Source organism: Segeticoccus sp. (genome assembly GCF_035708005.1).
Genome location: NZ_DASSTI010000054.1, coordinates 35,146 through 60,889 on the forward strand (window position 1 = coordinate 35,146; position 25,744 = coordinate 60,889).

Below are 25,744 nucleotides of genomic sequence, written 5' to 3' on the forward strand. Positions count from 1 at the left end.
CAGATGTCAGAAGAGAAGACGGCAGCGGATGCCTTCGTCGAGCGGTTGATCGAGTGGGGGGTCGACACGATCTTCGGCCTGCCCGGTGACGGCATCAACGGGCTGATGGATGCGCTGAACAAGCATCGCGAGCAGATCCACTACGTGCACACCCGGCACGAGGAGGTCGCCGCGATGGCGGCGGTCGGCTACGCCAAGTTCACCGGCAAGCTCGGTGTCTGCTTCGCCACGACCGGCCCCGGCTCGGCGCACATGCTCAACGGGATCCTCGATGCCCGGGTCGAGCAGGCACCCATCCTGGCGATCAGCGGGATGACCTACCACGACCTGGTGGGCACCAGCTACCTCCAGGACATCAACGAGGACTACATGCTCAACGACGTGACGGTCTACAACCAGCGGATCATGGGACCGGCGCACGTCACCAACGTCGTGGACTACGCCGTCCGCAGCGCCCTGACCGAGCGGGGACCGGCGCACCTGGCCTTCCCGATCGACTTCCAGGCTGCCCCGGCGGACTCGGGGATGCGCTACAAGCGCAATGTTCCCGGGCACACGTCGACCAGCTACCGGCCGCCGATCCGCGTGCCGGAGAACGGCGCGCTGCAGGCCGCCGCGGATGCCCTGCGAGGCAAGACCAAGCCCGCCATCCTCGCCGGCGCCGGTGCTCGCGGGGCCGGTGACGAGCTCGAGCAGGTCGCCGAGAAGCTCGGCGCCCCGGTGATCAAGGCCATGCTGGGCAAGGACTGCATCCCGGACGACTCCCCCTACACGACCGGGTCCATCGCCCTGGTCGGCACGTTGCCGAGCCAGGAGGCGCTCGAGCAGTGCGACGCGCTGCTCATCGTCGGCAGCTCCATGCCCTACATCGAGTGGTACCCACAGCCCGGGCAGGCGACCGTGGTGCAGATCGACGACATGCCCGAGCGGATCGGACTGCGCGCCCCGGCGGAGGTGGGGCTGTGCGGTGACGCCGCCGCGACCCTGCGGGCACTGCTGCCGATGCTGGAGCGCAACGAGAACCGGTCGTTCCTGCAGCAGGCCCAGGACGGGATGCGCGACTGGTGGGCCCTGATGGAGGAGCGCGGGACCCGCGAGGACGTCCCGATGAAGCCGCAGGTGCCGGCGTGGGCACTCAACGACGTGCTCGCCGACAACGCGATCATCTGCGGTGACTCCGGCACCGTCACGACGTGGGTGGCCCGTCAGGTCAAGGTGCGACGCGGCATGAACTTCAGCTTCAGCGGCACCAACTGCTCCATGGCGGCAGGGCTGCCCTACGCGATCGGCGCGCAGACGGCATACCCCGATCGGCAGGTGGTGGTGTTCACCGGCGACGGGTCGCTCACCATGCAGCTGGGTGACGTGATGACCTGCGTGCAGCACAACCTGCCCGTGAAGATCGTCGTGGTGCGCAACGACAGCCTGGGCCTGATCAAGTGGGAGCAGATGGTCTTCCTCGGCAACCCGGAGTACGGCGTCAACATGACGGCCCTGGACTTCGTGAAGTTCGCGGACGCCTGCGGCATCTACGGTGCCCGGGTGGAGGACCCCAAGGACTGCCTGCCCGCGCTGCGCGCCGCGATGCAGCACCCGGGCCCGGCGATCGTCGAGATGGTCGTGGACCAGAACGAGCCACCGATTCCCGCGAAGGCCACCACCCAGCAGATCAAGAAGCTGATGACGGCGCTGAAGGACGGCACCCCGAACCGCAACCGGATCGCGCTGCAGATGACCAAGGACATGCTCGACGAGTCGAGCTTCGAGGCGAGCCCGGGCAGCCGGATCCCGGACAAGGTGGCGGACGCGGCCTCCCACGTCGTGGACTCCGCACTGAAGCACACGAAGGGGTCCTGACCGGCCGTGGAGCCGAGCGGCCGGGTGGGGGACCCGGTCGCCGAGGACACGTTCCTCGGTCACCGGGCCCTGCAGGCGTGGCCGCTGATCCTGCTCACCACCGCACCGGTGCTGCTCGAGGCGGCCGTGCTGCGGTGGGTGCACTTCACCTCGGCGATGGGTCTGGCCCCCCAGGTGAGCGCCACGGCGACGTTCGGCGTCTTCCACGACCTGCGCTGGTTGCTGGTCTACCACCGGACGTGGTGGGGATTCGTGCTGGAGTTCCTGGCCGCGCTGGTCCTGCGCAGCCTCCTGATGGGCGGGATCGTGCACGCGGCCTGGCCGCCGGACGCCGCTCGCCCGCCGTTGCGGACGACGCTGTGGCGCAGTGCCGCCTTCACCTTCGCCACCATGGTCTTCCTGTCCCCGTGGGCGGTGGTCGCCCTGGCGGCCTCGGAGACCGCGCTGTCGTGGTTCTTCCTCGGTGAGCTGCTGCCGGTGCTCTTCCTGGGGGTCTTCCTCAGCAAGGGCGGGATCGCCAAGGGGTGGTGGCGCGGCATGCCCTGCTGGGGCGCGATGGGCTGGACGTTCGTGTCGTTCTTCATGCTCTGCCTCGACGCCATGGTGGTCAGCTTCACGCCCGGCTGGTGGCAGGTGCCGGTCGCCGGGGCCGCCGGCGCGGTCAACGCCTGGCTCTGGCACCGCACCGTGCACAGCGTCGTGCACGGCTCGCCCCGTGCTCCCCACCTGCCGACGGTGCCCATCGCCTACGTCGTGAGCGCGCTCTCCCTGGTCGCGCTCGGGCAGTTCTCCATCATCGGCACCCAGCTCGCGCAGCGGCCGGTGCCGCCGATCCGCGCGGCCCACGCCCCGCAGCTGCCCGACAAGATCCTCTTCGTGGCGGGCTTCGACTCCCTCTTCGAGCCGGCCCGCACCCGTGGTGACCCGGTCATCCACTACTCCTACCGCGGGCTGCGCAACGGGAAGCCGCTCGGCTACGGCCCGGCCTGGACGCACGAGTCGATGCTCCTCGCGGCCGACAAGCTCGCCCACCAGGTGCAGGTCGCCCACCGCCACACCGGTATGCCGATCGCTCTGGTCGGGCAGAGCGAGGGCACCTTCGTGATCCGTGCCTACCTCGAGCGCCACCCGGCGCGCCACGTCGACGCGGTGGTGCTGCTCAGCCCACTGGTGCGTCCCGGCCGGATCTACTACCCGCCGCCCGACCGGTCCTCCGGCTGGGGCTACGTCGCCGGCTGGGAGCTCCGGGGCATGCTCGCCGTCGTGCGGAAGACCAGCGGCACCCACCTGAACGCCGACGAGCCGTTCCTGCGCTCGGTGCTGGACAACGCCCCGCTCTTCCGGAACACGATGATGTGCCCGGTCAAGGGGGTCCGGATGGTGGCCTTCCTGCCGACGGTGAGCGCGGCGGTGGTCCCGCCGGGCGCCGTCTCCCACATCCCGACCATCGAGCTCCCGGGCCTGCACGCCGCGCTGCTCGGCCGGCCGTCGGTGCAGGAGCGGATGCAGCGGTTCCTGATGGGGCAGAAGGCCGGCAACGCGCCCGGCCTCTACTACCCGATCATCCAGAAGGCGTCCTCGGCGTGGGAGGCACCGGCGCTGGCGCTGTCGTTGAACCCCGTGTGGCACGCCCAGGGACTGCCGGACACCGCGTTCGGCGACGACGGCTGCGTCGCTGCGGCCAGTGGCCGGTGACGGTCGGTCGGCTCCGGTGCCGGCCGGCTGGTCAGCTCCCGGTGAAGGTGGGCTTCTCCTTGGCCAGGAACGCATCCACGGCCGCGGTGTGGTCGGCGCTGCCGCCGGTCAAGGTCATCAGCTCGGCTTCGTGGGCCAGCGACTCGGACAGGGGATGGCCGGCGGAGTACGCCACCGCGCGCCGGATGGACCCGTAGGCCAGGGTGGGCCCGGCCGCGAGCCTGCTCGCCAGCTCGCCGACCACCTGCTCGAGCTCGTCGGCGGTCACCACCTGGGTGACCAGCCCGAGCGAGAGTGCCTCCTCGGCCTTGATCGTGCGCGGCAGCAGCAGCAGCTCCTTGGCCTTGGCGGGGCCCACGAGTCGGGGCAGCCACCAGGAGGAGCCGGAGTCGCAGGACAGCGCGATCCCGGCGAAGGCCAGGTTGAAACCGCCGGAGTCCACCATGACCCGGAAGTCCGCGGCGAACGCGAACGCGGCACCGGCTCCCGCGGCCACACCGTTGAGGGCGGCCACCACGGGCTTGTTCATGGTCGAGAGCAGCTCGACGATGGGGCTGTAGTGCTGTGGCACCGTCTCCCACAGGGTGGGGTCCTGCGCCTTCAGGAAGCCGACGTGCTCCTTGAGGTCTTGGCCCACGCAGAACGCCCGCCCGGAGCCGGTGAGCACCACGCACCGCACGGATGCGTCGTCGGCGACCTCGCGCAGCGCCGCGAGCAGGGCGTCCTTGGTGGCGACGTCCAGGGAGTTCATGGCCTCCGGCCGGTTCAGCCGGACGGTGGCCACCCCGCCCTCGCGCTCGACCAGCACAGGCTGTGCGCTGTCGGTGGGCGTGCGATCCGGGGCGTCGGTCATCTCGTTCAGCTCCTCGAGGTGGTGGGTGCGGGATCGGTCGGGTGGTGGTCGGTGTCGCCGAGGCACTCGTCGACGAAGCGGCGTGCCAACGGCAGCAGGTCCGCAGCGAGGCGGTCGAACACCTCGGCGGCCTCCTGGCCCGGCCAGCCCTGGGGCAGCACCTCGCGGGGGAGGCCGGGGTCGTCGAAGAGGAACTTGCGCCACTCGTGCACGAGGGTCGTCCGGTTCGCGAACGCCCGGTCGGCCGGGATCTCCGAGGGCAGCTGCTCGCGCAGCCGGCACGCCCGCGCGAGGAACCGTGCGTAGGCCGTGCCGAGGGTGTCGAGGTCCCACAGGCCGGCGGCCAGGGCACGGGGGTCGTCGGCGAACCGGGCGTGGAACTGCCGGCTGGCCATGCCCTCGGCCCGCAGCGTGGCTGCCAGCTCGGCGCTCGCGCGAGGTGCGATCCACGTGTCGGCGGCCAGCCGGGCATACCCGAGATAGCTCAGGGCCGCGACGCTGCGCGCCCGAGCGGCGCGGCCGGCCCCCCGCTCCGTCACCACCAGGTGCCAGCGGCCGTCCCACTCGGGGGAGCCGGTGCGGTAGATGCGCGACCGGGCCTCGGCCAGCCGGTCCCGGGCCCGCTCCGTGGCCGCGTAGCCACGCTGACCGTCCCGCTCGGCCGGCTCGAGCCAGCCCTCCCGCACGAGCCGGGACACCGCGGTGCGGACTGCCGGCGGGGCGACCTCCACCGTCCCGAGCAGCCGGACGATCCCCGCGATGGGGGCCCAGCTGCCGCGGTCGGCGAGGTGGTCGCCATACAGGTCGAAGACCGCCGCACGAGCATGCACGCGCCCCAGTGTCGCGGATGCGGATTTCCACGCGTGCACGGGAGTGCGCGATAATACGTGCGAAGACGGTGTGCATCGGGCCCTGGCCCCGCGTGGAGGGTGCACACATCCCGTATCGACCTGTCCACGCCTGGAAGGGGTTCTGCGATGGCGGCGATGAAGCCGAGGACCGGAGACGGCCCGCTCGAGGTCACCAAGGAGGGGCGCGGCATCGTCCTGCGCATGCCCCTCGAGGGTGGCGGGCGTCTCGTGGTCGAGATGACGCCCGACGAGGCGGCGGCGCTCGGTGAGGCCATCAAGAGCTGCGACGGCGTCGCCTGAGGCATCTCGCACTCAGCACCGGGCCCCCGGAACCCCGCTGGTTCCGGGGGCCTTGTCGCGTCCGGGCGCGGCGAGGGAGCCGGCTACCGCTTGACCGCAGCGAGCAGGCCGTCCCCCGTGGGCAGCAGCGAGGGCAGCAGCCGCTCGTCGTCGCGCAGCTGCTTGCCGAGGTCCCGCAGCACGGTGGTCGCCTCGTCGCGGGCCGCCGGGTCGGCCACCCGGTCGTGCCAGAGCATGTTGTCGAGCGCCAGCACCCCGCCGCGGCGCAGCAGCCGCATCGCCTGCTCGACGTAGTCGGGGTAGCGCTCCTTGTCCGCGTCGATGAGCACCATGTCGTAGGCACCATCGGTCAGCCGCGGCAGCACCTCGAGGGCGTTGCCGGAGATGACACGGGTGCGTTGCGGCGGGATGCCGGCCGCGGCGTAGGCCTTCTTGGCCGCCCGCTGGTGCTCGGGGTCGACGTCGATCGTGGTCAGGATGCCGTCCCGGGGCATCCCGGCGAGCAGCCACAGCCCCGAGGTGCCGGCACCGGTGCCCACCTCGACGACGGCCCGCGCACCCACGGCCGCCGCGAGCAGGCGCAACGCGGAGCCCACGCCCGGGAGCACCGGGGTGCACCCCAGCTCCTCACCGCGCCGGCGGGCCTGCTCGACGACCTCGTCCTCGGCGATGAAGTCCTCCGCATAGGCCCAGGTCGCCGGCTTGGGTGCACTCATGCGGCACAGCCTAGTGCTCACCCGAGGTGCCGGTTCCTCAGCAAACACTCAGGCTGCTCCACCACGATGGAGCCATGAGTCGGAGCACCCCCGTCGTGAGCCCGCCCCCGGAAGGGTGGACCCCACCGTCGTGGGAGGAGATCGTCGAGCAGCACTCGGCGCGTGTCTACCGGCTCGCCTACCGGTTGACCGGCAACCAGCACGACGCCGAGGACCTCACCCACGACGTGTTCATCCGGGTGTTCCGGTCGCTGCACTCCTACCGGCCCGGCACCTTCGAGGGCTGGCTGCACCGGATCACCACCAACGTCTTCCTCGACAAGATGCGCCGCAAGCAGCGCATCCGCTTCGACGCGCTCGCCGACGACGCCGCCTCCCGCCTGCCCAGCCGTGAGGCCGGCCCGGAGCAGCACTACGCCGACACCCACTTCGACGACGACGTGCAGCGCGCGCTCGACGCGCTGGCTCCCGAGTTCCGGGCCGCCGTGGTGCTGTGCGACATCGAGGGGCTCTCCTACGAGGAGATCGCCGCCACGCTCGACATCAAGCTCGGCACCGTGCGCTCGCGGATCCACCGCGGCCGGGCCCAGCTGCGGGACGCACTGGCGCACCGTGCGCCACGCCCCACCACACGCACCGACACCACGACGAGCGGCCGCGCGGTCAGCGGCCGGCCGGTGGTCGGGACGAGCTGATGCCGGCCCTGCCCGGGGGCGACGGCAACCACCTCGGCGACCTGGTCAGCGCGTATGCCGATCGCCGCCTCCCAGCGGACCTCCAGCTGGCGGCCGACCGCCACGTGGTGGTCTGTGACCGCTGCCGCCAGGCGGCGGCGGAGGAGACCGAGCTCCTCGCCGCCCTGCGCTGCGACAGCGTGCCGACCATGAGCGCCGGCCTGGCCGCGAGCCTGATGGGGCTCGGCCAGCAGGAGCGGCCGCAGTCGCTCCCCGGGCCCGCACCGGTCGCCACCGTCTCGCTCGGCGCACCCGCGCTGCACCGCTCCGTCCGACACGCCGTGGCCGCCGCCGCGGTCGCCGCGAGTGTGTGCGGCATGGCGGCGTGGGCCATCGCCGGTCCCGGGCCGTCGGCGCACCCGGTGCAGCCCCGGTTCGCGCAGCCGTCCAGCCTGCGTCCCGGCGGTGAGGCCCGCCCGGCCCTTCCGGCGGCGTGGCATGCCGCGCGGGTGCCGGTCACCGCGGTCCTGGTGGACCAGCAGGGCGTGATGCGCTTCGGTCGGCCGGGTCCGGCACAATCGACCCCATGACCGACCAGGGGTGGCGCCGCCCGGGCGACGCACCCCCGCCGCCGCAAGGGCCGGCATACCCTCCTCCTCCGCAGTACGGCTCGGCGCCCTACGGCGCCCGCCCGAGCGGTCCGCGCGCGCCCACCCCCGCGCCGGCAGGGGTGGGCCAGGGGCTCGTCATCGGCTTGGTGGTGGGGGCGGTGGTCCTCGCTCTCGTGGCGGGACTGCTCGGCGGTGCCGTGGGCGCGTTGGTCGCTTCGCGCCGGGTGGAGCCGCTGCCACCGCCGACTGCCTCCAGCAGCTCGGCGCCGGCGCCCCCGCGCTCGGTCGCGGCCATGGCGGCGCGCGTCCTGCCGAGCGTGGTGACGCTGCGCGTCAGCGGCGGCGGTGAGGCAGGCACCGGCTCGGGGTTCGTCATCCGGCAGGACGGTTACATCCTCACGAACAACCACGTGGTGGCGGTCGCCTCCGGTGGTGGCCAGGTGACGGTGGAGTTCAGCAACGGTCAGCGCCTGCCGGCACGCGTCGTCGGGCGGGACGCGTCCTACGACCTCGCGGTGGTCAAGGTCGCCCGCGACTCCCTGCCGGTGCTGCGGCTCGCCCGTTCGGCGCAGGTCCGGGTCGGGGACCCGGTCGTGGCCGTCGGGGCACCGCTGGGGCTGGAGAGCACCGTGACCAGCGGCATCGTCAGCGCTGTCGACCGTCCCGTGTCCACGGCGGGGGAGGCGCAGGGCCGGTCCTTCCTCAACGCCATCCAGACCGACGCGGCGATCAACCCGGGCAACTCCGGTGGCCCGCTGCTCGACGACTCCGGCGAGGTGATCGGGGTCAACACCGCGATCGCGCGGATCCCGGGCGCCAGCCGCTCAGGGCAGTCGGGCAGCATCGGGCTCGGCTTCGCGATCCCGAGCGACCAGGCGCGCCGCACGGCCGAGCAGCTCATCGCCACCGGTCACGCCGCGCACCCGATCATCGGGGTGACGCTCGACCTGGGCTACTCCGGTCCCGGCGCGAAGGTGCTGGCGCGCACGCGCAAGGGACCTGACCCGGTCGTCCCCGGCGGCCCCGCCGCGCGGGCCGGCATCCACCCGGGCGACCTCATCGTCGCGATCGACGGGGAACGGATCCGCTCTGCCGAGGAGCTGATCGTCGCCATCCGGGCCCATGCGGTGGGGGACACGGTGAAGCTGACCATCCGCCGCGACGGCACGGAGCACCGGGTCACGATGAAGCTGGCGGGCAGGAGCGACTAGTTCCAGCCGCTGCGCATATCGTGGACCCGACCGCACCGCCCCCTGAGGAGTTCGATGGGCTTTTTCGACATCAACGGCTGGGAGTTCGTCATCCTGGTGGTTCTGGGTGTCATCGTGCTCGGCCCGGAGCGCCTCCCGGAGTACGCCGCGAAGCTCGCGCGCCTCGTCAAACAGGTGCGCAGCATGGCGGACGCGGCCAAGAGCCAGCTGCGGGACCAGATGGGGCCGGACTTCGAGGACGTCGACTGGGAGCAGTTCGACCCCCGGCGCTACGACCCGAGACGGATCGTCCGCGAGGCGCTGCTCTCCGACGGGGACGACGACGCGGCTGCTGGTGACCCGGCCTCGTTCGGCCAGCAGGCCGGCGAGCCCAGGATGCGGCGCACCAGCCCGATCCGGCACGACCCGTCGCTGCCCACGCCGTACGACACCGACGCGACCTGACCCGGGACCGGGTCTTCGAGCTGCTGCGTGCGTGCCATCATCCCCGAGATCGGGGCTGCCGGGCGGTCGGCGGGCCGACAGCGTGCCATCATCACCGAGATCGGGGCTGCCGGGCGGTCGGCGGGCCGAAAGCGTGCCATCATCCCCGAGGTCGGGGCTGCTGCTCAGCGACCGGCAGGGGTGAGCCCGAGCGAGCGCCCCGCCAGCCCGCGGGCGCGGGTCGCGAGGCCGCGGGCGATACCGCGCAGGGCGGCACCCGCGGCGGAGTCCGGCTCACCGAGGACGACCGGCATGCCCTGGTCGCCCCCCTCGCGCAGCCGGGTGTCGAGCGGGATCTGCCCCAGCAGCGGCACCTCGGCGCCCACCGCCCGCGTGAGCGAGTCGGCCACGGCCCGGCCGCCACCGGAGCCGAAGATCTCCTGGCGGGTGCCGTCCGGCAGCTCCAGCCACGACATGTTCTCGATCACGCCGACGAGCCGCTGGTGGGTCTGCAGGGCGATGGAGCCGGCTCGCTCGGCGACCTCCGCAGCGGCCTGCTGCGGGGTGGTCACCACGAGGATCTCCGCGCCGGGGATCAGCTGGGCGACCGAGATGGCGATGTCGCCGGTCCCCGGCGGCAGGTCGAGCAGCAGCACGTCGAGGTCTCCCCAGAAGACGTCGGCGAGGAACTGCTGGAGCGCGCGGTGCAGCATCGGGCCGCGCCAGACGACCGGCTGGTTGCCGGGGACGAACATCCCGATCGAGATGACCTTCACGTCGTGGGCGACCGGCGGCAGGATCATGTCGTCGACCTGCGTCGGTCGGTGCTCGACGCCCAGCATGCGGGGCACCGAGAAGCCGTAGACGTCGGCGTCCACGACACCGACGCGCAGCCCCCGCTCGGCGAGCGCGGCCGCGAGGTTGACCGTCACCGAGGACTTGCCGACGCCGCCCTTGCCGGACGCGACGGCATACACGCGGGTGAGCGAGCCGGGCTTGGCGAAGGGGATCTCCCGCTCGGCCGTGCCTCCGCGCAGGTTGCGGCGCAGCTCGGCGCGCTGCTCGTCGCTCATCACCCCCAGCTGCACGTCCACGCCGGTGACCCCGGGCACCTTGCTGACCGCTGCGGTGGTGTCCCGGGTGAGGGTCGACTTCAGCGGGCAGCCGGAGACGGTGAGCAGGACCGTGACCTGCACCTGCCCGTCGTCGGAGACGTCGACGGAGCCGACCATGCCGAGCTCCGTGATCGGCTTGCGGATCTCCGGGTCGTTGACGGTGGCCAGGGCGGCCCGGATGTCCTCAGTGCGTGGTGCCGGCATGCCTCCATGCTAGGTCGCGGTTCAGCGGTCCCCGTCGCTGGCATCGGAGGCCCGGCCGTCGGGGGTGCCCGGCGACTCCGTGACCGCGAGGCCCCGCTGGTCGAGGTGCTCCCCGAGGTGCTCGTCGAGCTCCTCCAGCAGGCTGCGCAGCTCGGAGCGCACGAAGTCCCGGGTCGCCATGTCCCGCACCGAGATCCGCAGCGCCGCGACCTCACGGGTGAGGAACTCCGTGTCGGCGAGGTTGCGCTCGTCGCGGTCCCGGTCCCGCTCGATGGTGACGCGGTCACGGTCGTCCTGGCGGTTCTGGGCGAGCAGGATCAGCGGTGCGGCGTACGAGGCCTGGGTGGAGAAGAACAGGTTCAGGAGGATGAACGGGTAGGGGTCCCACTTCAGGCCGTAGATGCCGACGATGTTGAGGGCGACCCAGACGATGATGAACACCGTCATGTAGAGCAGGAACCGCGCGGTGCCCATGAAGCGGGCGAAGGTCTCGGCGAAGTTGCCGAACGCGTCCGGGTCCAGCTGGGGTCGGCGGATCAGCTGCCCCCCCGTCTCCCGGGGCTGGTCCAGCCGCGGGGACTGCCGGCCACCGGCCGGGCGCACGCGCGGCGGGTCCTCACGCTCGGCCCGGCCCCGTGGCCGTGCCCGCTCCTCGCGCTCAGTGCTCATCGCTTCGCACTCCGTCGTCGCGCTCAGTGCTCATCGGTCACCTCGTGGCGCTCCTCCCGCCAGTCCTCCGGGAGGATGTGGTCCAGCACGTCGTCGACGGTGACCGCGCCGAGCAACCGGCCCTCCTCGTCGACCACGGGCACCGCCACCAGGTTGTAGGTGGCCATCATGCGCGTCACGATCCCGAGCGGCGCGGTGGGCGTCAGCGGCTCCAGGTCCTTGTCCAGCACGGCGCCCACCGCCGAGTGCGGCGGCTCCCGCAGCAGCCGCTGGATGTGCACGATCCCGAGGAGCTTGCCCGTCGGCGTCTCCAGCGGTGGCCGGCACACGAAGACGGTCGCGGCCAGGGACGGGGACAGCTCCTCGCGGCGCACCAGCGCAAGGGCCTCGGCGATCGTGGACTCCGGCGCCATGATCACCGGCTCGGTGGTCATCATGCCGCCGGCCGATTCCTCGTCGTAGCTCAGCAGCCGGCGCAGCGGTGCCGCCTCGTCGGGTTCCATCCGCTGCAGCAGCAGCTCCGCCTTGTGGCTCGGCAGCTCTGAGAGCAGGTCCGCGGCGTCGTCGGGCTGCATCGCCTCGAGCACGTCCGCGGCCCGGTCGGTGTCCAGCCCGGTCACGATCTCGACCCGGTCGTCCTCGGGCAGCTCCTCGAGGACGTCGGCGAGCTTCTCGTCGTCGAGGGCCCGGGCCACCTCGCCCCGCCGCTTCGGGGTCAGGTCGTGGATCGCCTCGGCGAGGTCGGCGGGCTTGAGCTCGTCGTAGGTCTCCAGCAGCAGGTCCGCCCCCTGACCCGCGGTCTCCACGTGCAGCCCGGACACGTCGGAGATGTCCACCAGCACCGTCTCGCCGCGGCGCCGCCGCAGGCGAGGCAGCGCGTGCGCCGGGGGTGTCCCCTTGCGGCAGAACACCTTGCTGATGACCCAGTCGCGGCTGCGCTCGAGCTCGATCGCGACGTCCTCGACGGTCGCGGTGTACGGCTCCTCGTCGGGCTCGCGCACCCGCACCTCGCGGTCGAGCAGCTGGGCGAGCACGAGCGTCTCGGTGGAGCGCTGCTCGAAGCGGCGCATGTTGACCAGGCCCGTGGTGATGACCTGACCGGCGTCGATGCTGGTGACCCGGGTCATCGGCACGAAGACGCGCCGTCGTCCGGGAACCTCGACCACGAGCCCGATCACCCGTGGCCGGCGGCGGGTCCGCCCGAACGACACCACGACGTCGCGGACGCGCCCCACCTGGTCGCCCAGCGGGTCGAACACGCTGAGGCCCGCGAGGCGCGCGACGAAGACGCGGGTCACCGGATTCACGGCGCCAAGGCTAGCGACCGCACGTCCGGGTCACCGGGACGCTTTGCCGTCCGGCTCAGTCCGTCGCAGCCGGCGCCGCCGATGCGGTCGGCCCCGGGCGTGCCACGGCAGCCAGCTGTCGGTCCGGGCCGGGGAGGGGACGGGGGCAGCGGCACCCGAGCGGTCGTCATACCGTCCGGGTTGCTCGAGCAGCTCCAGGGGGACGAGGGCGGTGACCACGTTCTCCTCGGCCCACCGCTGCACCGTGTCGCCGGCCGGGGCGTTGAGCCGGCCGGCCTTCAGCGCGGCGGTCGCCGCCTCCCACCGGTCGTCCTCGGGCACCACGCGTTCGGCGCGTGCGGTGGCTCGGACCAGCCGCCCGCCGGTGTCCTTGCTGCGCAGCGTCACCTCCACCCGCTCGGGCAGCTCCGGCAGGTGTTGCTCCCCAGGACCGCTGACGACGTAGGCGGTGTCCTCGACCCACGCATGCCACGCCGGCCACGCGCGGTCGCCGGGCACCGTGATCCACAGCACCTTCGAGGTGGTCGCGGCCTGCGCGAAGAGCCGCAGCGGGGTGGCGGGCTCGCCCGGGGTCGGGTCCGGCGCCGACGTCGCCTCGCTCTCGCTCACGAGGGCAGGGTATGCCGACCCGGCAGCGTGTGCCGACCCTCCCGCAGCTGCCCTGGCGAGGGGAACCACCTCCGTCCGGTGGCGTTTACCGATTCGTTGCGGTGGACGACGTATCCCGGGAGCGGGCCCACGCGTCTTCCTCAGTGACCGGCGTCATCGGGGGCGCCGGCACCACCGGGGAAGCAAGGGGATGGTGGGCATGGAGCTCACACGCAGGGGATTCATCACGGGGGCAACGGGACTCGCGGCCGGGGGAGCGCTGGCACTCGTCGGGGCACTGCCCGCGCTGGCGGTGAGCCACCCGACGTTGCGGTACGGCTCCCGCGGCGCGGCCGTCGTCACGCTGCAGCGCCGGCTGAACGCGTTGCGCTACTGGTGCGGCGCGGCCGACGGGGTGTTCGGCGGGCTCACCCAGCAGGCGGTGCTCGCGATCCAGAAGGTGGCCGGTCTGGTGCGCGACGGCATCTGCGGGCCGGTGACCTGGTCCCGGCTCGATGCCGGCGTGCGGGCCGGACCGCGGACCCGCAGCGGCTACTGGGTGGAGATCGACAAGCGCCACCAGGTGCTGCTGGTGGTGGACAACGGTCGTCTGAGGCACGCCCTCGCGACGAGCACCGGCTCGGGCAAGTGGTTCCGCTACGGAAGTCGCTGGCTGCGCGCCGTGACGCCCTCGGGCAGCTTCCGGGTCACCCGCTCGGTCAACGGCTGGGACTACGGGCCGCTCGGCGGCCTGTACCGGCCGATGTACTTCAACGGCGGCATCGCGGTGCACGGGTTCGGCTCGGTGCCGGCCTACCCGGCATCGCACGGGTGCTGCCGAGTCAGCCTGGGTGCGATGGACATGCTCTGGCGCACCCGGGAGATCACGGTCGGGCGCCGGGTGCTCGTCTACTGAGCCGGACGGTGGTGGGCGATCCTTTACCAAATCGTGTCGCAACCCGGGCAACGCGTTGCCGGTCGGCTGCGTCGACATGGGTGATGGTTGTCGTTGGTGCCGTGGCGGCCGGGCCACGAGAAGAAGCGAAGGGGGTCCACCTCGATGGTGCTGTGGCTGAGTCGGCGCGAGCTGGTGCAGACCGTCGCGGGCGTCGCGGCGGCCAGTGGCCTGTCGATCGCCGGTCTCTCCGGCGGCTCCGCGTCCACCCCGACACCCACACCGACGCCGGCCCCCACGCCGACTCCCACACCGACACCCACGCCGAGCCCGACCCCGAGCACGCCGGAGCCGCCGGCCACGACCGAGCCGACGCCCGCGATGCTGCGCGGCGGCGACTCCGGACCGGCCGTCCTGCAACTGCAGCAGCGGTTGAGCGCGCTGGGCTACTGGCTCGGCACACCGGACGGCAGCTTCGGCGCGGCGACCACGGCTGCGGTGGTGGCGCTGCAGAAGGTCGCGGGGCTCTTCCGCGACGGGGTCTGCGGCCCGGCGACGATGGCGCACGTCGAGGCGGGCACCCGCCCGGCGGCCCGCTCGGCCGGCGGCCACCACGTCGAGATCGACGTCAGCCGCCAAGTGCTGATGCTCGTCGACGGCGGGCAGGCGCGCACGATCCTCGCCACCAGCACGGGCTCGGGCGCGAAGTTCCAGATGGGCGACAACGGCCCGTGGTACACCGCGGTGACGCCGCCCGGCTCGTTCCAGGTCTTCCGGCAGGTCGACACGTGGGACAAGAGCCCGCTCGGGGCGCTCTACCGACCGAAGTACTTCAACGGCGGGATCGCCATCCACGGCTTCCCCGTCGTCCCCACCGAGCCGGCCTCCCACGGCTGCTGCCGCGTGAGCATCGGCGCGATGGACATGTTGTGGGCCAGCGGAGCCGTGCCGATCGGCACCACTGTGCTCGTCTACTGACTTGGCGCCCGGCGGCGTCGACCCACTGGGGAGCGGGTCCGCCGCCGGGGCCAACCAGACGACGCCGTCCACCCCGGCGGCCGCGTCAGCGGGCCGGGGTGCGGCGTCACCAACCCTCGGTGACCACGCCCGTCGACGTCCCTGCGGCCGCGGGCGTCACCAGCGGGCGACGGCTTCGGCCATCAGGTCGCCGAACAGCTCGTCCTCGTCGACCTCGAGGCCCTTGCGGGTGAACCACGCGCAGATCGTGTGGCAGTCCCGCTGCAGGTACTCGGGTCCGCGCGGGTTGCCGACGACGTCGACGATCTGTGGCCAGTCGATGACCACGAGGCGCTCGCCGTCCAGCAGGATGTTGTATGCCGACAGGTCGCCGTGCGCCCATCCCTCCCGCGCCAGCGTGGCCATGGTGGCGCGACACTGCTCGAACAGGTCGGCGAGCAGGTCAGGTTCGGGCCGCGTGCCGGCCAGGCGGGGCGCGGCCTGACGGGTGTCGGGATCGCCGATGAACTCCATCAGCAGCTCGCCCTCGTGCAGCTGCACGGGGTAGGGCACCGGCAGGCCGAGCGACCAGAGCTCCGCGAGCGCGCCGAACTCGGCCCCGGCCCACTGTGCGGAGATCATCTCCTTGCCGAAGCCGGTCCGCCGCGCCATGGCGCGCATCTCGCGGCTCTTGCGGACGCGGCGCCCCTCGAGGTAGCCGGCGTCGCGGTGGAACAGGCGGTGCTCGGCCGAGCGGAAGCGCTTGGCGGCCATGGTGACGTCCGCCGTGCCGTCGGTGTGGCCCGGGAGCCACCGGCGCACGACGTGGACGTCCGCCTCCTTGCCGGTTTTGAGGATCCCGAGGTCCTCCTCGACGGCGCCGAGGGCGGTGATGACCCACTCCGGACGCGGGGTGGGCCCGTGTTGTGCGCTGTCCCAGGTGGTCCAGCGCTCACCTTCGGGCGGTGCATCCGGGAAGGTGTCGATGGACAGACCGTCGAGGCGGTCGGGGTGGTCAGCGGGAGGAGCCGGGTGCTCCTCCGAGGTCGACGTGGTCGACCGGTTGGGGGTGGTCGACGAGGTCGACGAGGTCAGGTGTGACACGGAGGTTCTCCAGGAGGGGTAGGGGTCGGGTGCAGGCAGCACCCGGGACAGTCGTCGACATGTCACCCTCCTTTCGTGCCGTCCCGGCAGGTGCCGGGACGTGGTTCGTGGCTGTGACTCAGGCTGCCGCTCCGGCGTCGCGCGAGGCAACAGGTTTTCCAGCGGTCATCGCGGCGCGGCGACTGGGTGGTCGCCGCGGAGGGACCGCTGCGCGTGCTCCAGGAGGACCTCGCGCATCGTCTCGACGGTGTGGTGCGGCGTCCCCGTCAGCAACCGGATGGCGAGGCCGTCCGCGAGCGACATGAACTCCAGCGCGAATCGGTGGGCGTCCCGGGTCGTGAAGTCGCCGTGGGCCACCCCGCGGTCGACCACGCCGGCCACGAGGTCGAGCCAACGGCGGTGGAAGTCACCATGCACCGCCCGCAGCTCGGGGCGTCGCGCCGACTCGGTGGACACGTGCAGCCAGATGAGCCACTCGTCCTGCGACTGGCCGGGGCGAGGGAGCAGCTGGTCGATCAACCGGCGCAGGGCCGCGCCGGCATCGGACACCAGGTCCAGCTCCTGCTGCTGCCGGGAGAAGGCCTGTTCGGCGCACCGCAGCAGCGCGGACTGCAGGAGCTGCTGCTTGCTCGGGAAGTAGTGCCGCAGCGCCGCGACGCTCGTCCCACAGGCAGCGGCGATGTCGACGAGCCGCACCCGGTAGCCGTGACGGGCGAGGAGGTGCCACGTGGTGTCGAGGATCTCGCCGCGGCGTCGGGCCTCCCGTGTGCGCCTGGCCATGGCGGGACCGGCGTGCGGCGCGGCGGGGGTGGGACTGATCCCGCTGCCGAACAGCAGCCAGTCGGTGGACACGCTCATCCGCTCGGCAATCCGGAGCAGCTCGTCGGTGCGGAAGCGTCGCCGGCCGCGCATCGACTTCGACAGCTTGGTCGGTTCCAGCTCCACGGTGGCCGCGAACTCCCGGTGCGTCCCGCTCAGGTTGTCGGCCAGGTAGCGCACGCGGTCGGCCAGGGCGTCCATCACCGCAGCCTAGGGAGGCCGTTGCGAAAACCGCAATCGTCGATGGCCTCCAACGCCGGGCCCTCGCTACGGTCGGCCGCCTACCGACAGCCGTCAGAGAAGGGTGGCGAACGACATGAACCGCGACGTGGTGCTGACCTGCGCGCTCACCGGCGCCGGTGACACGGTCGGCAAGAGTGAGCACGTGCCCGTGACACCGGAGCAGATCGCGGCCTCGGGCATCGAGGCCGCCCGCGCCGGAGCCACCGTGGTGCACGTCCACGTGCGCGACCCGGAGACCGGCCGCGGTTCTCGCGAACCGGCGTTCTACGCCGAGGTCGTCGAGCGCATCGAGGCCAGCGGCGTCGATGTCATCGTCAACCTCACCGCCGGCATGGGGGGTGACCTGCACGTCCGCGATGCCGACCCCACGCACCCAGGCCCGGAGACCGACCTGGTCGGCGGCGTCGAGCGGCTGGCCCACGTCGAGCAGATCCGGCCGGAGATCTGCACGCTCGACTGCGGCTCGCTCAACTTCGGCGACCACGACATGGCCTACATCAGCACCCCCGAGATGCTGCGCGCCGGGGCCAAGCGGATCCAGGAGCTGGGCGTCAAACCCGAGCTCGAGGTGTTCGACACCGGGCACATCTGGATGGCCAACCAGCTGCACGCGGAGGGCCTGCTCGACGACCCGCCGCTCTACCAGCTGTGCCTGGGCATCCCCTACGGCGCTCCTGCCGACCCCCGCGTGGCGGCCGCCATGGTCGACCTGCTGCCGGACGGGGCCAACTGGGCCGGCTTCGCCATCGGCCGGATGCAGATGCCGATGGTGGCGCAGATGGTGCTGCTGGGCGGCAACGTGCGGGTCGGGTTGGAGGACAATCTGTACCTGTCCAAGGGCGTCAAGGCGACCAACGGCCAGCTCGTCGAGCGGGCCCGGACCATCATCGAGCACATGGGCGGACGGGTGGTCAGCCCGGCCGAGGGGCGCGACAAGCTGGAGCTGAAGCCCCGTGGGTGACCGGCAGGCACCGGTGCGGCCGGAAGACGTGCGCCGTGTCGCCTGCATCGGTGCCGGCGTCATCGGCGGGGGGTGGGTCGCTCACTTCCTGGCCCGTGGCTACGACGTCACCGCCTGGGACCCGGCCCCCGACGCCGCCGAGCGGCTGCAGCGTCTCCTCGCGGCTGCCTGGCCGGCCGTGACCGAGCTCGGCCTCGCGCCGGGAGGGCGCCGCGACCGGTTGTCCATCGCCCCCACGCTCGAGGCAGCCGTCGCGGACGCGCAGTTCGTGCAGGAGAGCGCACCGGAACGGCTCGACCTGAAGGTGCAGCTGCTCGCGGACCTCGACGCGGCCACACCGGAGGGCGTCGTGATCGCGTCGTCCACCTCCGGCTACGGCATGAGCGAGATGCAGCTGAAGTGCACCCGGCCGGATCGGCTCGTCGTGGGGCACCCGTTCAACCCGCCCTATCTGATCCCCCTGGTGGAGGTGGTCGGTGGCGAGTCGACCTCGGCCGACACCGTCGCGTGGGCAACGCGCTTCTACGAGCTGACCGGCAAACGCGTCATCACCATGGACCGGGAGGTGCCGGGCTTCATCGCCAACCGGCTCCAGGAGGCGATCTGGCGGGAAGCGTTGCACATGGTCGCCGAGGGTGAGGCGTCGGTCGAGCAGATCGATGCGGCCATCGTGGACGGCCCGGGCCTGCGGTGGGCGTTCATGGGCCCGTGCCTCACCTTCCACCTCGCCGGTGGCGAGGGTGGCATGGCGCACATGCTCGACCACTTCGGTCCCTCGTTGGAGGCGCCATGGACCCGGTTGACCGCCCCCGCGCTCACCGAGGAGCTGCGCGACGCCATGGTGGCCGGCTGCGACGCCGAGGCCGACGGCCGGACGATCAGTGACCTGGTGGCCGAGCGCGACCGCGGCCTGGTGGCGGTGCTGCGGGTGGCCGAGGAACTGCGGTCGGGGCGGCCGTGACCGTCCCCGTCCCCACGCACCGCGAGCCGGTGCGGGCGGAGTGGATCGACTACAACGGCCACCTGTCCGAGCCGTACTACGTCCTCGTCTTCGGCCACGCCACGGACGGGCTCATGGACCACGTGGGGCTGGGGCCGGCATACCGAGAACGGACCGGGTGCTCGCTCTACACCGTGGAGGCGCACGTGCGCTACCTCGACGAGGTCGCGCGCGGGGCGCGGCTGGAGGTGGACGCCCGGGTCCTCGGCGTGGACGAGAAGCGGGTCCACTACTGCCTGGAGATGACCGTCGACGGGACCGTGGTGTCCACCGAGGAGCTGCTCGGCCTGCACGTCGACAGCACTGCCGGCAGGGCGGTTTCCTTCCCCGAGGCGACAGTTGAGATGCTCCGGGGACTGACGCAGCCAGCTCCGCCGTATGCCGGCCGCGCGGTGGGGCTGCACCCGCGCTGACCTGACACCCATGACGAGAGGACCGACCGGGCACATCCCACGACCCGCGACCTGCTCCCGCTGATCGAAGGAGACCCTGGTATGCCCAGGCACCGAGGTAACCACGACGAACGCCTGCTGAGCCGGCGCCAACTGGTCCGCACGGCCGGGGCGGGAGCAGTACTGCTCGCCAGTGGCGCCCTCGCAGGGTGCGGCACCGCCGCGATCCCCGGGGCGCAGGCCGCGACGGACGTGGGAGGCTCCCGGGGCGGGCGGCTCAGGGTCGGCGTCGTCGGTGGCTCCGCCAAGGACACCCTCGATGCGCACGGCCCCGTCACGCACCCGGACGAGGCTCGTGTCATCAACCTCTACGACACGCTGCTGGAGTTCGACCACGACTACCGCCTCCAGCCCGCGCTCGCCGAGTCCGTCGAGGCCAACAAGGAGGCCACCGTCTGGACGGTCCGGCTGCGGCCGGGGCTGGAGTTCGGCAACGGCAAGACGATCACCGCCGACGACGTGGTCGCCACGATCCGGCGCATCGCCGACCCCCAGGACCCCAAGTCGGGGGCTGCCGGCTTCGCAGCCGTGGACCTGCACGACCTGACCGTGCTCGACAACCGAACGGTGCGGCTGCACCTCAAGACCCCGGACGCGACGCTGGATGACCAGTTTGCGCAGTACAGCAACGGGATCGTCCCCGCCGACTATGACCCGAAGCGGCCGGTCGGCTCCGGAGCCTTCACCGTGCGCTCCTTCCAGCCGGGACTGCGCAGTGTGTTCTCGGCGAACCGGAACTACTGGCGCCCGCACGAACCCCAGCTCGGCGAGCTGGTGATCATCGACTTCCCGGACGACACCGCCCGGGTCAACGCCCTGCTCGGCGGTCAGGTCGATGCCATCGACCAGTTGCCCATCGCGCTCATCAACGTCATCAACGGCGACCCCGGACTGCAGGTGCTGGAGAGCCAGACCGGGGCGTGGCTGCCGTTCACGATGCGCGTCGACACCCCGCCCTTTGACGATGCACGGGTCCGCCAGGCCCTGCGCCTCGTGGTCGACCGCGAGCAGATGATCAACCAGGTGCTCAGCGGTCACGGACGCATTGCCAACGACCTCTACTCGCCGTTCGACCCCTGTTATGACACGAGCCTTCCGCAACGGCACCAGAACATCGACAAGGCGCGGTCGCTGCTGCGCCAGGCCGGCAAGGAGGACCTGTCCGTCGAGTTGGTGACCTCCCCGGTGGCCGCCGGACTGGTCGAGGCGGCGCAGGTGTTCGCGCGCCAGGCGGCTGCGGCCGGAGTGAACGTGCACGTCCGCAAGGTCGACCCGGGGGAGTTCTACGGCGACAAGTACCTGAAGTGGCCGTTCGCCCAGGACTTCTGGTTCACCCGCAACTTCCTGCCGCAGGCGAGCAGCGGCAGCATGCCTGACGCGCCCTACAACGAGACGCACTGGAACAACAAGGAGTTCATCTCACTGGTGCGGCAAGCCAAGGCGACCGTCGACCGGGAGGACCGGTGCCGGCTGATCCAGCAGGCGCAGCAGATCGAGCACGAGTCCGGGGGCTACATCATCTGGGGATTCACCAACCAGGTGGACGCCTACAACGTGCGCGTGCACGGCCTACGGCCGGATCGCAGCGGGATCCCGTTGTCCGGCTACAAGTTCCGCCAAGTCAGCTTCGGCTCGTGAACAGGAGTGTGCGATGACGAAACTCCTGGTGCGCAGGATCCTCAGCGGATTGGTCATCCTCTTCGCGGTGTCGATCCTCGTCTTCCTCACCACCAAGGCGCTCCCCGGTGATGCGGCGCAGGCGATCCTCGGACGGGAGGCGACTCCCGCACGGCTGGCCGCGGTCCGGAGCCAGTTGCACCTCGACCAGTCACCGGTGATGCAGTACCTCGCCTGGCTGAAGGGCATCCTCACCGGCCAGCTCGGCTCCTCGTTCGCCACCGGCGAGTCGATTGCCTCACTGATCACCCCGCGCATGATGAACTCGTTGGTGCTCATGGGCATCTCAGCTGCCATCGCAACGCCCGTGGCGATCGTCCTCGGCACCTGGAGTGCCCTCCGCCGCGACCGTGCCGCTGACCACCTGACTTCGATGGTCACCCTCGTGCTGGCGTCCATGCCCGAGTTCGTGGTCGGCATCCTGCTGGTGCTGCTGCTGTCGACCGGGGTGTTCCACCTCCTGCCCGCCGTCTTCGTCGCGAAGCGGCCCGGTCCGATCTGGGTCGACCCCAGCCAGCTCGTGCTCCCGACCCTGACGCTCGTCCTCGCGGTCGGGCCCTACATCGTGCGGATGATGCGAGCGACGATGGTCGAGGTGCTGGAGAGCCAGTACGTGCTGCAGGCACGGCTGAAGGGGCTTCCCGAACGGGTTGTGCTCTGGCGACACGCCATCCCGAACGCCATCGGGCCGGTCGCCCAAGTGATCGCGCTCCAGCTCGCGTGGCTGGCCGGCGGCGTCGTGATCGTCGAGTTCCTCTTCAGGTTCCCCGGCATCGGCTTCGCCCTCGTCGATGCGGTCAACAACCGCGACATCCTCGTCGTGCAGGACATCTCGTTGCTCATCGCGGCGGTCTACATCGTGGTGAACCTGGCGGCGGACGTCGTGGCCCTCGCCGCCAACCCCAGAGTGAGGACGGCAGCCCGATGAGCACCATCACCCCCACCGTGGCCAGCACCCGCCGCAGGATGCGCCGTCAGTCACTGCTGCGTCAGGCAGCTCGCGTCCGACGCACCCAAGTCGGCCTCGTGCTCGTGGCGGTCGTGCTCGCGGTCGCCTTCGTCGGCCCCTTACTGGCACCGTACGGCCCGACGGAGTTCGTCGGCCAGCCCTACCTCGCGCACGCGAAGGGAACCGCATTCGGTACGGACGACCTCGGCCGGGACGTGCTGTCCCGCTTCCTCTGGGGCGGCCGCTGGCTGCTCGCGCTCTCGGCGCTCGCCACCCTCCTGGGCGTGGGGGTCGGCGCGCTCGTGGGGCTGGCCGCGGGCTACGTCCGGGGCTGGCTGGATGAACTCCTCATGCGCGGCGGTGACGTCCTGCTGGCCTTCCCCCAGGTCGTCATCGCCCTGCTGCTGCTCACCGTCGTCGGACCGAAGAAGTGGCTCCTGGTGCTGGTCGTCGCCCTGGGCCACGCACCCCGCACCGCGCGGGTCGTCCGTGGGGCGGCGCTGAGCGTCGTCGGCCGCGACTTCGTCGAGGCGGCCGAGTCCGCTGGAGTGCCGGCGTGGCGCATCCTCGGCCGGGAGCTCCTCCCCAACGTGACCGGGTCGCTCATGGTGGAGGTGGGGCTGCGGCTCACCTACTCGATCGGGCTGATCGCGGCCCTGAGCTTCCTGGGCCTGGGGCTGCAGCCCCCAGCGGCGGACTGGGGCCTGATGATCAACGAGAACCGGGTGGCGCTGACCGTGCAGCCGTGGGCGGTGCTCCTCCCCGTACTCGCCATCGCGGTGCTGACGGTGGGCACGAACCTGGTCACCGACGGCCTCGCCCGCGCGTCCGCGGGCATCGGACGAGGAGTGGAGTCATGAGCAGTGCCCTGCGGATCGAGGACCTGCGCGTCGACGGCAGGCCGTCCGGTGCGGCCATCATCGATGACATCCACGTGGTGCTGCACGCCGGAGACGTCCTGGGCGTGGTGGGGGAGTCGGGTTCCGGCAAGTCGACGCTGGCGCTGGCGGTGCTTGACTACTTCAAGGACGGGACTGCGCTGGCGGAGGGCTCGGTCCGGATCGGCGACACCGAGCTGACGACGCTGCCGGCGAGGCAGGTGCGACGGCTGCGGGGACGGCACGTGGCCTACATCCCCCAGTCGCCGGCCTCCGCGCTGAACCCGGTGCTGCGCATCGGCACCCAGCTGCGCGAGTGCCTCGCGTCGAAGGACTCCGGAAACAGCGGTCCGGAGGCAGCGGCCGGGGTGGAGCGCATGCGCGAGGTCCTGCGCGAGGTGGCCCTCCCGGACACCGACGACTTCCTTCGTCGGTATCCGCACCAGCTCTCGGGCGGCCAGCAGCAGCGGGTGGCCATCGCGATGGCCTTCATCGCCCGCCCGGAGGTCATCGTCCTCGACGAGCCGACGACCGGATTGGACGTGACCACGCAGAAGCACGTTCTGGCCACGGTGCGGGACCTGTGCGCGGACTACGACGTGGCCGCCGTCTACATCAGCCACGACATGGCGGTCGTCGGGGAACTGGCCGACCGGATCGCGGTCATGTACTCGGGTCGCCTCGTCGAGGTCGCCCCGGCACCCGACCTGCTCACCCGGCCGCAGCACCCCTACACGGTCGGGCTGCTGTCGTCGGTGCCTGACCTGTCCGGGCGTCGGCAGGTCGACGCGATCCCGGGCTTCGCCCCCTCACCGTTGAACCGACCCACCGGCTGTGCCTTCGCGCCGCGGTGCCCCCTCGTCGTCGACGAGTGCCTGGTAGCACCCCCGGAGCAGCGAGCGATGGGACCTGAGCACACGGTCCGCTGCCGGCGTGCCGGGGAGCAGCCGCTGCGGCTGCGGCTGCGGACCCCGCACCCGGAAGGCTCCGACACCTCCGCGCCCCCGCAGCTCGCCGTCCAGGAGCTCCGCGCGTGGTACACGGGCGTGCCGGTGCTCGAGGGCATCAACCTGCAGGCGAACGTGGGGGAGTGCCTCGCCCTGCTCGGAGAGTCCGGCAGCGGGAAGACCACACTCTCGCGCTGCGTCGCGGGGTTGCACCACCAGTATTCGGGTTCGGTGACCCTCGACGGGGAGGAGCTCCCCCACTCCACTCGCCAGCGCACTCGCGAAGAGCGGCGCCGGGTGCAGTACATCTTCCAGAACCCCTACGAGTCGCTGAACCCGCGTCGCACCGTGCGGGAACTGGTCACCGGCCCGATGCGGTATCTCGTCGGGAACGTCCCGGACACCGAGGAACGGTTCCAGGGCGTGCTCGCCCGGGTGGCGCTGCGACCCGACCTCGCGGACCGCTACCCCGAGCAGCTCAGCGGCGGGGAGCGCCAGCGCGTCGCCATTGCCCGCGCGCTCATCGCCGAGCCGGAGGTGCTGATCTGTGACGAGATCACCTCAGCGCTGGACGTGTCGGTGCAGGCCTCGATCTCCGAGCTGCTCGCCGAACTGCAACGTGATCTGGGCCTGACGCTGCTCTTCGTCACCCACAACATCGCGCTGGTCCGCAACGTCGCCCAGTCGGTGGCTGTGCTCTCCGGCGGCGTCCTCGTCGAGCAGGGCCCGGTCGACCGGGTCTTCGAGCAGCCCGCGCACGAGTACACCCGCAGCCTCATGGCCGACACCCCTACCTTCCAGCTCACCGGGCAGGAGCCGTGACCTCGCCCAGCGGCCGGCTCTATCCCGAGAACGCCCGCCTGCTCAGCGAGCTCGACGACGCACCGCTGCCCGGCGACCCACGGTTCGACCTCTCACGCTCCCGTGCGGAGGTGAGCCGCACTGCTCCGACGTGGTTGGGAGCGGGAGCCTGCACGGTGGTCGACCTGGCCCTCGCTGGCGTGCCGTGCCGGCTCTACCGGCCCCCGGACGCGCAGGGCGTAGCGGTCCACGCGCACGGTGGTGGCTTCGTCGAAGGTGACCTCGAGACCCACGACGCGGTCTGCAGGGAGCTTGCGGTCTGCTCCGGCTGGGCCGTCGTGGCCGTCGACTACCGGTTGGCGCCCGAGCACCCGTTCCCGGCAGCCTACGAGGACGTCGAGGCCGTCGTTGAGGTCGTGGCTCGCGCAGATCCGCGCCCCGCTGGTCTGGCCCAGGTGCCCCGTCGGCCGCTCGCCCTGGTGGGCGACAGCGCCGGGGCGATGATTGTCGCTGGCGTCGCCCTGCGGGAACGGCGTGCGCGTGGGCAGGGCCCCACCCGCTTCGCCCTTCAGGTCCTCGTCTACCCGGACTGCGGGCAGGTGGACGGCCTCACCACGGTGCCGGAGATCCAGCGCGGCTTCGGCCTCACCCCGGAGGCCCGCGAGTGGTATCGCAGCGCCTTCGTCCCCGATGGCTCCGACGCTGAAGAGCTGGCTCCCTTGCGCTCCCGCTCGTATGCCGACCTGCCACCGGCCGTGGTCATCACCGCCGAGCTCGATCCCTTGCGCGAGAGCGCGGAGGAGTATGCCGCCCGCCTCGCCGGTGCCGGAGTCCCGGTGGTCTGCACCCGCTACCTCGGTGCGGTGCACGGGTTCTGGCGGCGCCCGGGCCATCTGGCCTCGGCCACCGCCGCCGTGGACCAGGCGGCCACCGCACTCCGGCGCCGGGCGAAGGAGCTGCTGGCCGGTGAGGCCGGCGCCTGACGGC

At 71.9% G+C, this 25,744-nt stretch carries 26 protein-coding genes; 17 read left to right on the plus strand and 9 right to left on the minus strand.

The features are described 5' to 3' along the window. Positions 1-3 precede the first annotated feature (3 nt). Complete coding sequence (locus tag VFL99_RS06135) at positions 4-1,857, plus strand: thiamine pyrophosphate-dependent enzyme (protein WP_325105448.1); 1,854 nt, start codon at positions 4-6, stop codon at positions 1,855-1,857. A 6-nt stretch (positions 1,858-1,863) separates the two neighbouring features. Further along, complete coding sequence (locus tag VFL99_RS06140) at positions 1,864-3,552, plus strand: alpha/beta fold hydrolase (RefSeq protein WP_325105449.1); 1,689 nt, start codon at positions 1,864-1,866, stop codon at positions 3,550-3,552. A 31-nt stretch (positions 3,553-3,583) separates the two neighbouring features. On the opposite strand, the gene VFL99_RS06145 is transcribed toward VFL99_RS06140, so the two are convergent. Both VFL99_RS06145 and VFL99_RS06150 read right to left on the minus strand, forming a co-directional pair. Then, positions 3,584-4,405, minus strand: coding sequence for an enoyl-CoA hydratase/isomerase family protein (locus VFL99_RS06145; RefSeq protein WP_325105450.1), 822 nt, complete (start codon positions 4,403-4,405; stop codon positions 3,584-3,586). 5 nt (positions 4,406-4,410) lie between these two features. Further along, positions 4,411-5,235 carry a PaaX family transcriptional regulator gene (locus VFL99_RS06150; RefSeq protein WP_325105451.1) on the minus strand — a complete coding sequence of 275 codons (825 nt, stop codon included), beginning with the start codon at positions 5,233-5,235 and terminating at the stop codon, positions 4,411-4,413. Positions 5,236-5,382: 147 nt separating this feature from the next. On the opposite strand from VFL99_RS06150, the gene VFL99_RS06155 reads away from it, so the two are divergent. Next, positions 5,383-5,556, plus strand: a complete 174-nt coding sequence (locus VFL99_RS06155) for a DUF3117 domain-containing protein (protein WP_325105452.1) — start codon at positions 5,383-5,385, stop codon at positions 5,554-5,556. A gap of 83 nt (positions 5,557-5,639) precedes the next feature. On the opposite strand, the gene VFL99_RS06160 is transcribed toward VFL99_RS06155, so the two are convergent. After that, positions 5,640-6,272 carry an O-methyltransferase gene (locus tag VFL99_RS06160; RefSeq protein WP_325105453.1) on the minus strand — a complete coding sequence of 211 codons (633 nt, stop codon included), beginning with the start codon at positions 6,270-6,272 and terminating at the stop codon, positions 5,640-5,642. A 74-nt stretch (positions 6,273-6,346) separates the two neighbouring features. Here VFL99_RS06160 and sigE point away from each other — a divergent pair, with 74 nt between their 5' ends. The 4 genes from sigE to VFL99_RS06180 are packed head-to-tail and all read left to right on the plus strand — an operon-like array spanning position 6,347 to position 9,212. Beyond that, on the plus strand, positions 6,347-6,967 hold the full coding sequence (sigE, locus tag VFL99_RS06165; protein WP_325105454.1) for an RNA polymerase sigma factor SigE: 621 nt from the start codon (positions 6,347-6,349) through the stop codon (positions 6,965-6,967). Next, entirely contained in the window at positions 6,967-7,536 is a 570-nt protein-coding gene (locus tag VFL99_RS06170; protein WP_325105455.1) for a zf-HC2 domain-containing protein, read from the plus strand. Before sigE ends, VFL99_RS06170 begins: the two co-directional genes overlap by 1 nt. Beyond that, complete coding sequence (locus VFL99_RS06175; protein WP_325105456.1) at positions 7,533-8,768, plus strand: S1C family serine protease; 1,236 nt, start codon at positions 7,533-7,535, stop codon at positions 8,766-8,768. The genes VFL99_RS06170 and VFL99_RS06175 overlap by 4 nt, the downstream gene beginning before the upstream one ends. A gap of 54 nt (positions 8,769-8,822) precedes the next feature. Further along, on the plus strand, positions 8,823-9,212 hold the full coding sequence (locus VFL99_RS06180; protein WP_325105457.1) for a Sec-independent protein translocase family protein: 390 nt from the start codon (positions 8,823-8,825) through the stop codon (positions 9,210-9,212). Between the two features lie 164 nt (positions 9,213-9,376). On the opposite strand, the gene VFL99_RS06185 is transcribed toward VFL99_RS06180, so the two are convergent. From VFL99_RS06185 to VFL99_RS06200, 4 genes are read right to left on the minus strand one after another with little or no spacing between them, the layout of a single operon-like run. Then, entirely contained in the window at positions 9,377-10,510 is a 1,134-nt protein-coding gene (locus tag VFL99_RS06185; protein ID WP_325105458.1) for an Mrp/NBP35 family ATP-binding protein, read from the minus strand. Between the two features lie 21 nt (positions 10,511-10,531). Next, entirely contained in the window at positions 10,532-11,179 is a 648-nt protein-coding gene (locus tag VFL99_RS06190; protein WP_325105459.1) for a DUF1003 domain-containing protein, read from the minus strand. Positions 11,180-11,202: 23 nt separating this feature from the next. Continuing rightward, complete coding sequence (locus tag VFL99_RS06195; protein WP_325105460.1) at positions 11,203-12,486, minus strand: magnesium transporter MgtE N-terminal domain-containing protein; 1,284 nt, start codon at positions 12,484-12,486, stop codon at positions 11,203-11,205. Positions 12,487-12,516: 30 nt separating this feature from the next. Beyond that, on the minus strand, positions 12,517-13,095 hold the full coding sequence (locus VFL99_RS06200; RefSeq protein ID WP_325105461.1) for a hypothetical protein: 579 nt from the start codon (positions 13,093-13,095) through the stop codon (positions 12,517-12,519). 199 nt (positions 13,096-13,294) lie between these two features. Here VFL99_RS06200 and VFL99_RS06205 point away from each other — a divergent pair, with 199 nt between their 5' ends. Both VFL99_RS06205 and VFL99_RS06210 read left to right on the plus strand, forming a co-directional pair. Beyond that, positions 13,295-13,990, plus strand: coding sequence for a L,D-transpeptidase family protein (locus tag VFL99_RS06205; RefSeq protein WP_325105462.1), 696 nt, complete (start codon positions 13,295-13,297; stop codon positions 13,988-13,990). A 96-nt stretch (positions 13,991-14,086) separates the two neighbouring features. Continuing rightward, entirely contained in the window at positions 14,087-14,947 is an 861-nt protein-coding gene (locus VFL99_RS06210; RefSeq protein WP_325105463.1) for a L,D-transpeptidase family protein, read from the plus strand. Between the two features lie 156 nt (positions 14,948-15,103). On the opposite strand, the gene VFL99_RS06215 is transcribed toward VFL99_RS06210, so the two are convergent. Next, the gene (locus tag VFL99_RS06215; RefSeq protein ID WP_325105464.1) at positions 15,104-16,030 is read right to left on the minus strand and encodes a serine protein kinase RIO; all 927 of its coding nucleotides are present in this window, start codon (positions 16,028-16,030) and stop codon (positions 15,104-15,106) included. A 165-nt stretch (positions 16,031-16,195) separates the two neighbouring features. Continuing rightward, positions 16,196-17,050, minus strand: coding sequence for a TetR family transcriptional regulator C-terminal domain-containing protein (locus VFL99_RS06220; RefSeq protein WP_325105465.1), 855 nt, complete (start codon positions 17,048-17,050; stop codon positions 16,196-16,198). Positions 17,051-17,165: 115 nt separating this feature from the next. Here VFL99_RS06220 and VFL99_RS06225 point away from each other — a divergent pair, with 115 nt between their 5' ends. The 8 genes from VFL99_RS06225 (at position 17,166) to VFL99_RS06260 (ending at position 25,740) form a co-directional block, all read left to right on the plus strand. After that, positions 17,166-18,053, plus strand: a complete 888-nt coding sequence (locus VFL99_RS06225) for a beta-keto acid cleavage family enzyme (RefSeq protein ID WP_325105466.1) — start codon at positions 17,166-17,168, stop codon at positions 18,051-18,053. Further along, positions 18,046-19,014: a 3-hydroxyacyl-CoA dehydrogenase NAD-binding domain-containing protein gene (locus tag VFL99_RS06230; RefSeq protein WP_325105467.1), complete on the plus strand. Its 969-nt coding sequence runs from the start codon at positions 18,046-18,048 to the stop codon at positions 19,012-19,014. The genes VFL99_RS06225 and VFL99_RS06230 overlap by 8 nt, the downstream gene beginning before the upstream one ends. Continuing rightward, the gene (locus tag VFL99_RS06235) at positions 19,011-19,466 is read left to right on the plus strand and encodes a thioesterase family protein (protein WP_325105468.1); all 456 of its coding nucleotides are present in this window, start codon (positions 19,011-19,013) and stop codon (positions 19,464-19,466) included. The genes VFL99_RS06230 and VFL99_RS06235 overlap by 4 nt, the downstream gene beginning before the upstream one ends. 81 nt (positions 19,467-19,547) lie before the next feature. Further along, positions 19,548-21,143: an ABC transporter substrate-binding protein gene (locus VFL99_RS06240; RefSeq protein WP_325105469.1), complete on the plus strand. Its 1,596-nt coding sequence runs from the start codon at positions 19,548-19,550 to the stop codon at positions 21,141-21,143. A gap of 13 nt (positions 21,144-21,156) precedes the next feature. Then, complete coding sequence (locus VFL99_RS06245; protein WP_325105470.1) at positions 21,157-22,110, plus strand: ABC transporter permease; 954 nt, start codon at positions 21,157-21,159, stop codon at positions 22,108-22,110. Next, entirely contained in the window at positions 22,107-22,991 is an 885-nt protein-coding gene (locus VFL99_RS06250) for an ABC transporter permease (RefSeq protein ID WP_414713725.1), read from the plus strand. The genes VFL99_RS06245 and VFL99_RS06250 overlap by 4 nt, the downstream gene beginning before the upstream one ends. Next, positions 22,988-24,778, plus strand: a complete 1,791-nt coding sequence (locus tag VFL99_RS06255; RefSeq protein WP_325105471.1) for an ABC transporter ATP-binding protein — start codon at positions 22,988-22,990, stop codon at positions 24,776-24,778. The genes VFL99_RS06250 and VFL99_RS06255 overlap by 4 nt, the downstream gene beginning before the upstream one ends. Next, a complete protein-coding gene (locus tag VFL99_RS06260; protein ID WP_325105472.1) occupies positions 24,775-25,740 on the plus strand; it encodes an alpha/beta hydrolase in 966 nt (321 codons plus the stop codon). Before VFL99_RS06255 ends, VFL99_RS06260 begins: the two co-directional genes overlap by 4 nt. The last annotated feature ends 4 nt before the right edge of the window (positions 25,741-25,744 follow it).

Coding starts and splice junctions, on each gene's coding strand:
- VFL99_RS06255 (WP_325105471.1), top strand. CDS start 22,988: ATGAGCAGTGCCCTGCGGATCGAGGACCTGCGCGTCGACGGCAGGCCG.
- VFL99_RS06205 (WP_325105462.1), top strand. CDS start 13,295: ATGGAGCTCACACGCAGGGGATTCATCACGGGGGCAACGGGACTCGCG.
- VFL99_RS06170 (WP_325105455.1), top strand. CDS start 6,967: ATGCCGGCCCTGCCCGGGGGCGACGGCAACCACCTCGGCGACCTGGTC.
- VFL99_RS06175 (WP_325105456.1), top strand. CDS start 7,533: ATGACCGACCAGGGGTGGCGCCGCCCGGGCGACGCACCCCCGCCGCCG.
- VFL99_RS06225 (WP_325105466.1), top strand. CDS start 17,166: ATGAACCGCGACGTGGTGCTGACCTGCGCGCTCACCGGCGCCGGTGAC.
- VFL99_RS06145 (WP_325105450.1), bottom strand. CDS start 4,405: ATGACCGACGCCCCGGATCGCACGCCCACCGACAGCGCACAGCCTGTG.
- VFL99_RS06135 (WP_325105448.1), top strand. CDS start 4: ATGTCAGAAGAGAAGACGGCAGCGGATGCCTTCGTCGAGCGGTTGATC.
- VFL99_RS06245 (WP_325105470.1), top strand. CDS start 21,157: ATGACGAAACTCCTGGTGCGCAGGATCCTCAGCGGATTGGTCATCCTC.
- VFL99_RS06185 (WP_325105458.1), bottom strand. CDS start 10,510: ATGCCGGCACCACGCACTGAGGACATCCGGGCCGCCCTGGCCACCGTC.
- VFL99_RS06220 (WP_325105465.1), bottom strand. CDS start 17,050: ATGGACGCCCTGGCCGACCGCGTGCGCTACCTGGCCGACAACCTGAGC.
- VFL99_RS06190 (WP_325105459.1), bottom strand. CDS start 11,179: ATGAGCACTGAGCGCGAGGAGCGGGCACGGCCACGGGGCCGGGCCGAG.
- VFL99_RS06155 (WP_325105452.1), top strand. CDS start 5,383: ATGGCGGCGATGAAGCCGAGGACCGGAGACGGCCCGCTCGAGGTCACC.
- sigE (WP_325105454.1), top strand. CDS start 6,347: ATGAGTCGGAGCACCCCCGTCGTGAGCCCGCCCCCGGAAGGGTGGACC.
- VFL99_RS06250 (WP_414713725.1), top strand. CDS start 22,107: ATGAGCACCATCACCCCCACCGTGGCCAGCACCCGCCGCAGGATGCGC.
- VFL99_RS06240 (WP_325105469.1), top strand. CDS start 19,548: ATGCCCAGGCACCGAGGTAACCACGACGAACGCCTGCTGAGCCGGCGC.
- VFL99_RS06160 (WP_325105453.1), bottom strand. CDS start 6,272: ATGAGTGCACCCAAGCCGGCGACCTGGGCCTATGCGGAGGACTTCATC.
- VFL99_RS06180 (WP_325105457.1), top strand. CDS start 8,823: ATGGGCTTTTTCGACATCAACGGCTGGGAGTTCGTCATCCTGGTGGTT.